The sequence below is a fragment of the Pseudomonas sp. FSL R10-1339 genome, assembly GCF_009600545.1.
Taxonomy (GTDB): Bacteria; Pseudomonadota; Gammaproteobacteria; order Pseudomonadales; family Pseudomonadaceae; genus Aquipseudomonas; species Aquipseudomonas bubulae.
Genome location: NZ_WIVQ01000127.1, coordinates 1 through 9,513 on the forward strand (window position 1 = coordinate 1; position 9,513 = coordinate 9,513).

Below are 9,513 nucleotides of genomic sequence, written 5' to 3' on the forward strand. Positions count from 1 at the left end.
GCGACCGAACGGGTCGAGCGCGGCGAAGCCGCAGGGCACGGGGGCGGCCTTGGCGAAATCCACCAGCGCCTGGCCCTGATCGCGCAGCCACTGTTGATGGGTCGGCGATGTCAGCCAGCTTTCGTTGGCCCGGGTTAGGTCGGTCATGTGCCACCTGTATTGTTTTTATGGGTGATTCAACGCTCGCAGACTAAGGGATCTGGCACAAAGCTGAAAGCTTTCATCCGGCGCCTGGCGACTTAAATTTCCGGCTCTCGGGGCTGTGACCAGTCGCTGTCCTGCCTGACGATTTCGCGCAGCAGCGCGATGCCCTGTTGCAAGGCTGCGCAGTCACGCTCGCGGGAGTACACCAGGTAGGTGGGGTAGCTGAATTCCGGGGCCTTGGGCACCCGTTCCAGGGCACCGCTGTCCAGATAGCGCTCGACCACACGGGTGCGGAAGTAGCCGCTGCCGCCGTTGTCCAGGATGTAATGCAAGGCCACCGGGCCCAGGTTGAAGCTGATGGCCGCTCGCGCCCTGTCGGGCAGGGCGGCGTCATGCTGGCGGCGAAAACCCTCACCCCATTCGACGTATACATAAGGTTCAGGTTGTTCGGGGCGGCGGATCTGGATCAGTTTTTCCTCCAGCAACTGCTCCACTTGCACACCGGGCCAGTAGGCGGGCTGATAGACCAGCGCGGCATCCAGCAGGCCCATCTCGATCTGACGCAGTAATTGTTCGGCATCGCTGATTTGTATGCGCAAGGCATGGGTGGTGAGGTGCTGACGCAGGGCTTTGGCCCAGTTGAGGATCAGCGGGTTGCACAGGCTGACTTCCCCGCCGATATGCAGCAACTGATGCAAGCCTTCGGGGCGCGGCAGATCGCGCCGTGCGGCTTCCCAGGTGTGCAGCAACTGGTTGGCGTACACCACAAAGGCCTCGCCTTCGGGGGTGAGTTTTGCGCCGGCGCGGTTGCGGGTAAACAGGGTGACGCCGAGCAGGCTTTCGAGCTTGTGTACCCGTGCGGTCACGGCCGTCTGGGTAACGTGCAGCTTTTCGGCCGCGCCCACCAGGCTGCCGTAGCGGACAATTTCAAGGAAAGTACGGGCCAGGTCGAGGTCCATAAGCGCGCCAGTGTGCAAGGGGCTTGCAGTGTAAGGGTAATGGCTGGAAAACACATGAAACGCGACGTTTATTGGCACGCATCAATGTTTGTTTTCAGGAGCAGGCTAAGGTCGTCGGCCCTGGTACCCGGTGCCAGTGATTGACCGGGCAACACCACATAAAAAGGATGACAGACATGGATGACTTGAAGCGACAGTACGATATTCAACCCTTGAGGCAGGCCGACATGTCCATTCTGGTCAATGGTCAGCCAGTCAATGCCGCTCAAGGTGAAACCGTGCTCAGCGTGTTGAACTCAGTGGGTGTGCGGCAACTGTCGCGCAACGACCACGGGCGGATGACGGGCGCTTATTGCGGCATGGGCGTGTGCTACTGCTGCCTGGTGAATATCGATGGCAGGCACAAGCGTCGCGCCTGCCAGACCGTGGTAAAGCCCGGTATGCAGGTCGAGACCGGGATCAACCGCGTCGCCAGCCAGGAGCTGGTGCTATGAGCGCCCGTACGGTGATTGTCGGTGGCGGACCGGCAGGGATGTCGGCGGCAATAGAGCTGGCGCAGCATGGCGTGCAAAGCACGTTGTTCGAAGAAGCCTCGCGGCTGGGTGGTGTAGTTTATCGCGGGCCTTTGCGCGACGGTGTCGAACTCGACTATCTGGGAGAACGCTACAAGGCTGCGCTGCACAAGTTGCACGGCGAATTTTCGGTCATTGCCCACTCAGTGGATGTACGCCTCAACCATCGCGTTGTCGGCGGGCAAGGTCAGCAAAGCCTGCAAGTGCTGGATGAGCATGAGCAATTGCAGCAAATCGGCTTCGATCAACTGCTGCTGTCCGCTGGCTGCCATGAGCGCAGCGTGCCGTTCCCGGGTTGGACCACCCCGGGTGTGATCATGCTGGGTGGCCTGCAGCTGCAGATCAAAAGTGGTGTTGTCAAACCCCGTGGGCCGACGCTGATTGCGGGCACCGGGCCCTTGCTGATGCTGGTGGCGTGCCAGTTGCACGCAGCGGGTGTGGAAGTGGCCGGGGTATATGAAGCGTGCGAGTTTGGCCGCATTGCCAAGGAAAGCCTGGCGCTGCTCAACCAGCCCCAGTTGTTCCTCGACGGCCTGAGCATGCTGGTTTACCTCAAGCGCCATGGCGTGGCCGTGCATTACGGCTGGGGTGTGGTGCAGGCGTTTGGCGAAGGGGAACTGAGCGAAGTGATCGTGGCTCCCTATTCCAACACCTGGCAGGCCGACATGAGCCAGGCGCAGGCGGTGAAAGCCTGCACCCTGGCGGTGGGTTATGGCTTTATTCCACGCACTCAGCTCAGCCAGCAGATGGGTCTGGATCATGCTTACAACGTCGACGGTTATCTGGCGGCCAAAGCCGATAACTGGCAGCAGAGCAGTCAGGCATCAATCCACCTGGCCGGTGATATCACGTGCATGCGCGGGGGCGAGGCAGCGATGCTCACGGGGCGGATTGGCGCGTTGTCGATCTTGCAGCAGCGTGGGGTCCTGAGTGCAAAACAGGCGCTTGAACAGCGCCGCGAGTACCTGTCCAGGCTCAACACCCTCATGCGCTTTCGCGGCGGGATTGATCGTTATACCCGGCGTGGTACGCGCCAGATCGATCTGCCCCAGGCCGACACGGTGGTATGCCGTTGCGAGCATGTCACCCGCGCCGATATCGACCTTGCGCTCAGCCAGGGCGTGCAGGACATGGCCAGCCTTAAAATGCGCACACGCATCAGCATGGGCGACTGCCAGGGCCGCATGTGTGTCGGTTATTGCAGTGACCGCCTGCGTGAAGCCACCGGGCGCAAGGATGTGGGCTGGTTGCGCCCGCGATTCCCGCTGGAACCCGTGCCGTTTTCGGCTTTTATCAACGCGAGTAAGGATGCCTGACATGATCAAGACCTATGACGTTGTCATCGCCGGTGGCGGTGTTATTGGCGCCTCCTGTGCGTATCACCTGTCCCGGCGCAAGGATCTTAAAATAGCCCTGATCGACTGCAAGCGCCCCGGCAATGCCAGCCGCGCGTCGGCAGGCGGGCTGTGGGCCATCGGCGAGTCCGTGGGGCTGGGCTGCGGGGTGATTTTTTTTCGCATGATGTCTGCCGAACGCAAGCGTGAAGCCCAGGGTTCGGCCGTGATTGTCGACGCCAGTACCCCGCATATCCTGCCAGCGTGTTTTTTCGACTTTGCCCTGCAATCCAATGCCTTGTACCCCGGATTGCACAAGGAACTGCTGGAAAACCACGGGATGGATTTCAAGTTCGAGCGCACCGGGCTCAAGTACGTGATTTATGACGATGAAGACCGGCTCTATGCCGAGCATATTGTCGCCAATATCCCGCATCTGGCCGATGAGGTGCGCTGGCTCGACCAGGCGGCCCTGCGCGAGGCGGAGCCGAGCGTCAGTCACGATGCGCAAGGTGCGCTGGAGTTTTTGTGCGATCACCAGGTGAGCCCGTTCCGGTTGACCGATGCCTACACCGAAGGGGCCCGGCAAAATGGAGTCGATCTGTACTTCAACACCAACGTCATCGAGGTCATGCGTCAGGGCAGCAAGGTGACCGGCGTGCGCACCGACAGCCAGGGCGCGTTCCACTGCAAAACCCTGATTAATGCCGCTGGCGCCTGGGCGGCAGAACTCAGCGTGATGGCCACTGACTTGAGTATCCCTGTGGCCCCGGTCAAGGGGCAGATTGTATTGACCGAGCGCATGCCCAAGTTGCTGAACGGCTGCCTGACCACCAGTGATTGCTACCTGGCGCAAAAGGACAACGGCGAAATCCTGATTGGCAGCACTACCGAAGACAAAGGCTTCGACGTGACCACCACCTTCCCTGAAATCACCGGGCTGGTACAGGGAGCGATGCGCTGTATTCCCGAACTCAAGGACGCCAACCTGAAGCGTACCTGGGCCGGGTTGCGGCCAGGCTCCCCCGATGAGCTGCCGATCCTGGGGCCCATGAAGGGGATTGAGGGGTATTTGAATGCCTGCGGGCATTTCCGTACCGGCATCCTGACTTCGGCGATCACCGGTGTCATGCTCGACGCACTGGTGCGGCAAGAGCCGCTGCCGCTGGAGGTCACGCCGTTTCTGGCGGAGCGTTTTGACTTGCAACCGGTGGCGCTGAAAAAAGCCGTGAGTGCCTGACACGGTCTGCTCGCGATGCGCTTGGCCTTAGCGAGCAGGCTCGTTGCCGCTGCTGACTTAGAAGGTGTACTTGGACGTCAGCATCAGGCTGCGTGGTTCGCCATAGTAGGTGGTGTTGAAGTTACCCAGCCCCGACAGGTACTTTTTATCGAACACGTTGTTGGCGTTGAGGTTAAACGTCAGGTGTTCGTTGTACTCGTAGCGGGTCATCAGGTTGACCAGCGCGTAGCTGTGCTGCTCGATGATGTCGTAGTCGCCCTTGGCATCGTTGTAGATCTTGCCGTAGAACGGGCTTTGCCAGTTCACGCCACCGCCCACGGTGACTTTGTTCAGCACCCCCGGCAGGCGGTAAGTGGTGAACAACCGCGCCACGTTTTCCGGCTTGGTGGTTTCCAGCGGGTAGCCGTAGACACGTTCGCCATCATCAGAGCGGGTGCGGGCGTAGGTGTAGCCGGCGATCAGGTTCCAGTCCGGCATCAGTTCACCGGCCAGTTCCAGCTCGATGCCGTTGGTGGTCGCACCATCAAGGGATTCATAAATGCCCAGGTTGGTGTTGGCGTTAGTGCCGACCTGAATCGGTACATTTTTCTGTTCGGTCCGGAACACGGCCGCACTGGCATTCAAACGGCCATCAAAGTACTCGCCCTTCAAACCGAGTTCGTAGCTGTTGCCTTCTGTGGTGGCCAGGGTGGCACCGGAACTGCTCTGCTCGGTAAGAGGTTTGTAGATCGAGGTGTAGCTGCCGTACACCGAATAGTTGTCGTTGATGTCGTAGACAACCCCGGCGTAGGGCGTCACCTCGCCGTGCTGTTTTGCCGTGGTCTTGTTGTCCTGGAACGTGCTGGTCTGCTCGTAGTACTTGTAGGTGCTGTTGTACTGGAAATCACTTACGCGGCTGCCAAGGATAATCGACCAGTCGTCTGCCGGCTTGAAGCGTGCGGCGATATAGGCGCTGTTTTGATTTTGGTTGGTTTCGTATTTGCCGTTTTTCGGGAAGTCCGGTCTCGGGTATTTGCCGTTCCAGTCAAAAATGCTGCTCGACAGCTCACGGAATTCGCTGCCGTCGAAGGTCGCGCCGGTCTGGCGGGAGGTCTGGGAGGTTGCGCCCACTACCAGTTCATGTTCGCGGCCAAACAGGGTAAACGGGCCGGTCGCATTGATATCGAAGGTGTTCTGGACGCGATGGCCTTCCCACTGGCCCCAGTAGAAGAACATGCCGTCACCCGTGACCGGATCTGGCATCCCGCCGCTGGCCGAACCCAGCAGGGTGTCGTGGTCGTTGGTTTGCTGGGTGAGGGTGCCTTTGACTTTCCAGTCATTGGCGAAACGGTGCTCCAGGGAGGCGAAGGTGGACTGGATCTGGACGTCGCGGCGGCTCCAGTCGGTGGCCGGGTTGAACGAGCGGCTGAAGTCGGTTTTGGTGTAGTTGGAGAAGTAATACGGGTTGCCGGTCCAGGACGAGCCGCGAGGCTTGATATTCTGGTAGTCCATGCCGAAGGTGAACAGGGTATCGGGGGTGAGGTCGGCCTGGATGATGCCGTAGAACACGTCATTTTTACGTGAGTAGTGGTCGCGGTACGAGTCGGCATCCTGGTAAACCGCCACCATTCGCCCGCGCACGCTGCCATCGTCATTCAACGGCCCGGAGATATCACCTTCGGTGCGATAGTTGTCCCACGAGCCCGCGCTGGCAGTGACCGATGCCTTGAAGTCGCGGGTCGGTTTTTTGCGAATCAGGTTGACCGTGGCCGACGGCTCGCCCGAGCCGGACAACAGGCCGGTAGCGCCCTTGACGATATCAACGCGGTCATACAGGGCCATATCGACCTTGGTCGCACCTTCATCGAACACGCCGTCATACAGGGTGTTGACCCCGTCGTACTGAAAGTTGGTGATGGCATAGCCGCGGGCCGAGTACTCCATGCGGTCGCTGTCGTAGGCCTGGGTGGAAATGCCCGGCGCGTTGCGCAGTACATCGCCGATGCTCTGTGCGGCTTGATCGTCCATCAGTTGGCGGGTGACTACTGTGACGGTCTGCGGGGTTTCGCGAATCGACAGCGGCAGTTTGGTCGAGCTGTTGCTGGCGCCGGTGGTATAGGAATGGGTGTCTTCGGTGGTCAGCGAGTCGCCCAGGCCCTGGCCTGTGACAGTGGTTGCACCCAGTTCCAGACCTTTGCCTTGGGGGGCGCTCAAAATCACCGTGTCGCCGTTGAGCTGATACGAGATGCCGCTGCCCTGCAGCAGTGACTCCAGTGCCTTGACCGGCTCCAGCGAACCGCTCACTGGACGCGACTTGATGCCTTGCACCTGATCCGGGCTGTAGAGGATCTGCAGGTTGGCCTGCTTGCCCAGTTCATTCAGCGCGCTGGCCAGGGCTTGCGACGGAATGTTCAGGGCCACCGGCGCCGCGCTGGCAAGGGATGCCCCCAGCATGACCGAGGCCATCAGGGGACTGGACAGCAAGGTGTGACGTACCGTCCGGCGTTGGGTGGCGATCGAAAGAGGGGTCCGGCTCAAGTTGGGTCGTTGCATCGCGTGCCTAGGCTCCGAAGTAAGAAATTTCATTCTTGTTAATAGGAATAGTTATTAGACGCAGTACGATTGATAAACCAGAAACAACTTTCTGATTTAGTTGGTTTTGCTCCGGCTATTACAGGCTTGACCCGCTGATGCAGGGCGGAATAATTGTTCCATCCATAGAACGATCAGTGCCAAAAAACCTATCTAGTCTTATGGGTGCGGCGAATCTATAGTTGTTGCCATGATTTACAGGAGGTGCAACATGAAAAAAATGCTTGGTGTTTATCAGGCCCCCCGCCCTCATTGGGTCGGCGATGGTTTTCCGGTTCGCACGATGTTTTCCTACGACAGCATGGGCAAACACATCAGCCCGTTTCTGTTGCTGGATTACGCCGGGCCAGCCGAGTTCACGCCCACTACAGAGCGTCGTGGTGTAGGCCAGCACCCGCACCGTGGTTTTGAAACGGTGACCATCGTCTACAAGGGCGAAGTGGAACACCGTGACTCCACCGGCAACGGCGGGGTGATCGGCCCGGGTGATGTGCAGTGGATGACCGCAGCGTCCGGCATCCTGCACGAGGAGTTCCATTCCGAGGCGTTTGCCCGCAGTGGCGGCCCGCTGGAGATGGTGCAGCTATGGGTCAACCTGCCTGCAAAGGACAAAATGGCCGCGCCGGGGTATCAGGGCATCGTCGACCGTGACATCCCCGACCTGGCGCTCAAGGACGATGCCGGCCGTTTGCGCCTGATTGCCGGTGAGTTCGATGGCAAACGCGGCCCGGCCCATACCTTTACGCCGATCGACGTGTGGGATATCCGCTTGAATGCGGGCAAGTCGACTACGCTGGATCTGCACCCGGGCCGCAACACTGCGCTGGTGGTGCTGCATGGGGCGGTCGAGGTCAACGGTCAGGACGTGGTGCGTGAAGGGCAGCTTGCGCTGTTTGAGCGTGATGGCTCGAGCATCCGCCTTGAAGCCAATAACGACGCCGTGCTGCTGGTCCTCAGCGGCGAGCCGATCGACGAACCGATCGTGGGCCATGGGCCGTTTGTAATGAACACCGACGCCGAAATCCATCAGGCGTTTGTGGACTTCCAGTCGGGCAAGTTTGGCCGCATGCCCGCGTAGCAATGCTGCACCGAAGCGCAATGCCAGGCCATGAGGGTCATGGCCTGGCCTTTTCTGTCTTATCCCAGAGAGGTAAACCCTGTGACAACTTCTTACAAGCGTTTGGACAAGGACAATGCCGCCGTTTTGTTGGTGGACCATCAGGCGGGTTTGCTGTCGCTGGTGCGGGATATCGAACCGGACAAATTCAAGAACAACGTGCTGGCGCTGGCTGATCTGGCCAAGTACTTCAAGTTGCCGACCATTTTGACCACCAGCTTCGAAACCGGACCCAACGGCCCGCTGGTGCCCGAGTTGAAGGCGCTGTTCCCGCAAGCGCCCTATATCGCCCGCCCGGGGCAGATCAATGCCTGGGACAACGAGGATTTTGTCAAGGCGGTCAAGGCAACAGGTAAAAAGCAACTGATCATCGCAGGGGTGGTCACTGAGGTCTGCGTGGCATTCCCGGCACTGTCGGCACTGGCTGAAGGCTATGAGGTGTTTGTGGTGACGGATGCGTCGGGTACGTTCAACGAAATCACCCGCCATTCGGCCTGGGATCGCATGTCATCCTCGGGTGCGCAACTGATGACCTGGTTTGGTCTGGCCTGTGAGCTGCATCGCGACTGGCGCAATGACATTGAAGGCCTGGGCGCGCTGTTCTCCAACCATATCCCGGACTATCGCAATCTGATCACCAGCTACTCCACGTTGACAGCCGGTAAATAACCGTTGGGCTCGTAGCGGCTGCCGAAGGAACGATGCTGCGTTCGGCGGCAGTTGCTACGAGTTTTGGTCGTGTTTCACACCCGTTCGAAAATCACCGCTATGCCCTGGCCGCCGCCAATGCACATGGTCGCCAGGGCATAACGACCCTGTGTCCGATGCAGTTCATGGATGGCCTTGGTCGCGATGATCGCGCCCGTGGCCCCCACCGGGTGGCCCAGGGCGATGCCCGAACCGTTGGGGTTGACCCTGGCCGGGTCCATATCCAGTTCCTGCATCACGGCACACGCCTGGGCGGCGAAGGCAATGTTGGCTTCGATCACGTCCATGTCACCGATCTTCAAGCCAGCCCGCTTCAATGCCAGCCGCGTTGCCGGTATCGGCCCCAACCCCATCAGCTCGGGTTCAACCCCTGCATGGGCGTAGGCCACCAGCCGCGCCATCGGCGCAAGATTGCCCGCCAGTACTGCCGCGCCAGTGGCCAGCACCAGCGCCGCCGCCCCATCATTGAGCCCCGATGCATTGCCTGCAGTCACGCTGCCGTCTTTCTTGAAGGCCGGCTTCATCAGCGCCAACTGCTCCAGGGTAGTGGCCCGCGGGTGCTCGTCCTGGCTGAACATCACACTGCCTTTGCGGCTGCGTACCTCGACGGTGGCGATCTGGCTGTCGAAGTAACCTTGCTCGATAGCCCGGGCGGCGCGTTGCTGGTCTTCAAGCGCCAGAGCGTCCTGGGCCTGGCGGCTGATGCTGTTGCGTTGGGCGATATTCTCGGCCGTTACACCCATATGAATGCCGTGGAACGGGTCGTGCAAAATACCCAGCATGTAGTCGAGCATTGGCGTATCGCCCATGCGCGCACCCCAGCGGGCGGCGGGCATCAGGTAGGGGCCGCGGCTCATGGCTTCGGCCC

8 protein-coding genes are annotated in these 9,513 nt (G+C 60.1%); 5 read left to right on the forward strand and 3 right to left on the reverse strand.

Annotated elements, in window-relative coordinates; translation table 11 throughout:
• Positions 1-239: 239 nt before the first annotated feature.
• A complete protein-coding gene (locus tag GHO03_RS22335) occupies positions 240-1,103 on the reverse strand; it encodes a LysR family transcriptional regulator (protein ID WP_095002424.1) in 864 nt (287 codons plus the stop codon).
• A 176-nt stretch (positions 1,104-1,279) separates the two neighbouring features.
• Between GHO03_RS22335 and hcnA the strand changes: the two genes are divergently transcribed.
• Genes hcnA through hcnC form a run of 3 tightly spaced genes read left to right on the forward strand, consistent with a single transcriptional unit; the run spans position 1,280 to position 4,249 of the window.
• Positions 1,280-1,597, forward strand: a complete 318-nt coding sequence (hcnA, locus tag GHO03_RS22340) for a cyanide-forming glycine dehydrogenase subunit HcnA (RefSeq protein WP_095002425.1) — start codon at positions 1,280-1,282, stop codon at positions 1,595-1,597.
• Complete coding sequence (gene hcnB / locus GHO03_RS22345) at positions 1,594-2,991, forward strand: cyanide-forming glycine dehydrogenase subunit HcnB (protein WP_153400549.1); 1,398 nt, start codon at positions 1,594-1,596, stop codon at positions 2,989-2,991. The genes hcnA and hcnB overlap by 4 nt, the downstream gene beginning before the upstream one ends.
• Before the next feature lies 1 nt (position 2,992).
• On the forward strand, positions 2,993-4,249 hold the full coding sequence (gene hcnC, locus GHO03_RS22350; RefSeq protein ID WP_095018877.1) for a cyanide-forming glycine dehydrogenase subunit HcnC: 1,257 nt from the start codon (positions 2,993-2,995) through the stop codon (positions 4,247-4,249).
• Between the two features lie 57 nt (positions 4,250-4,306).
• Here hcnC and GHO03_RS22355 read toward each other — a convergent pair whose 3' ends face one another.
• Complete coding sequence (locus GHO03_RS22355; protein WP_153400550.1) at positions 4,307-6,781, reverse strand: TonB-dependent siderophore receptor; 2,475 nt, start codon at positions 6,779-6,781, stop codon at positions 4,307-4,309.
• Positions 6,782-7,031: 250 nt separating this feature from the next.
• On the opposite strand from GHO03_RS22355, the gene GHO03_RS22360 reads away from it, so the two are divergent.
• Together GHO03_RS22360 and ycaC are read left to right on the forward strand one after the other, a co-directional pair.
• Positions 7,032-7,898 carry a pirin family protein gene (locus GHO03_RS22360; protein WP_095018879.1) on the forward strand — a complete coding sequence of 289 codons (867 nt, stop codon included), beginning with the start codon at positions 7,032-7,034 and terminating at the stop codon, positions 7,896-7,898.
• A gap of 81 nt (positions 7,899-7,979) precedes the next feature.
• The gene (gene ycaC, locus GHO03_RS22365; protein WP_095002456.1) at positions 7,980-8,606 is read left to right on the forward strand and encodes an isochorismate family cysteine hydrolase YcaC; all 627 of its coding nucleotides are present in this window, start codon (positions 7,980-7,982) and stop codon (positions 8,604-8,606) included.
• A gap of 74 nt (positions 8,607-8,680) precedes the next feature.
• Here ycaC and GHO03_RS22370 read toward each other — a convergent pair.
• Positions 8,681-9,513: acetyl-CoA C-acyltransferase (locus GHO03_RS22370; RefSeq protein WP_153400552.1), on the reverse strand; the 833-nt coding region annotated here is incomplete at its 5' end.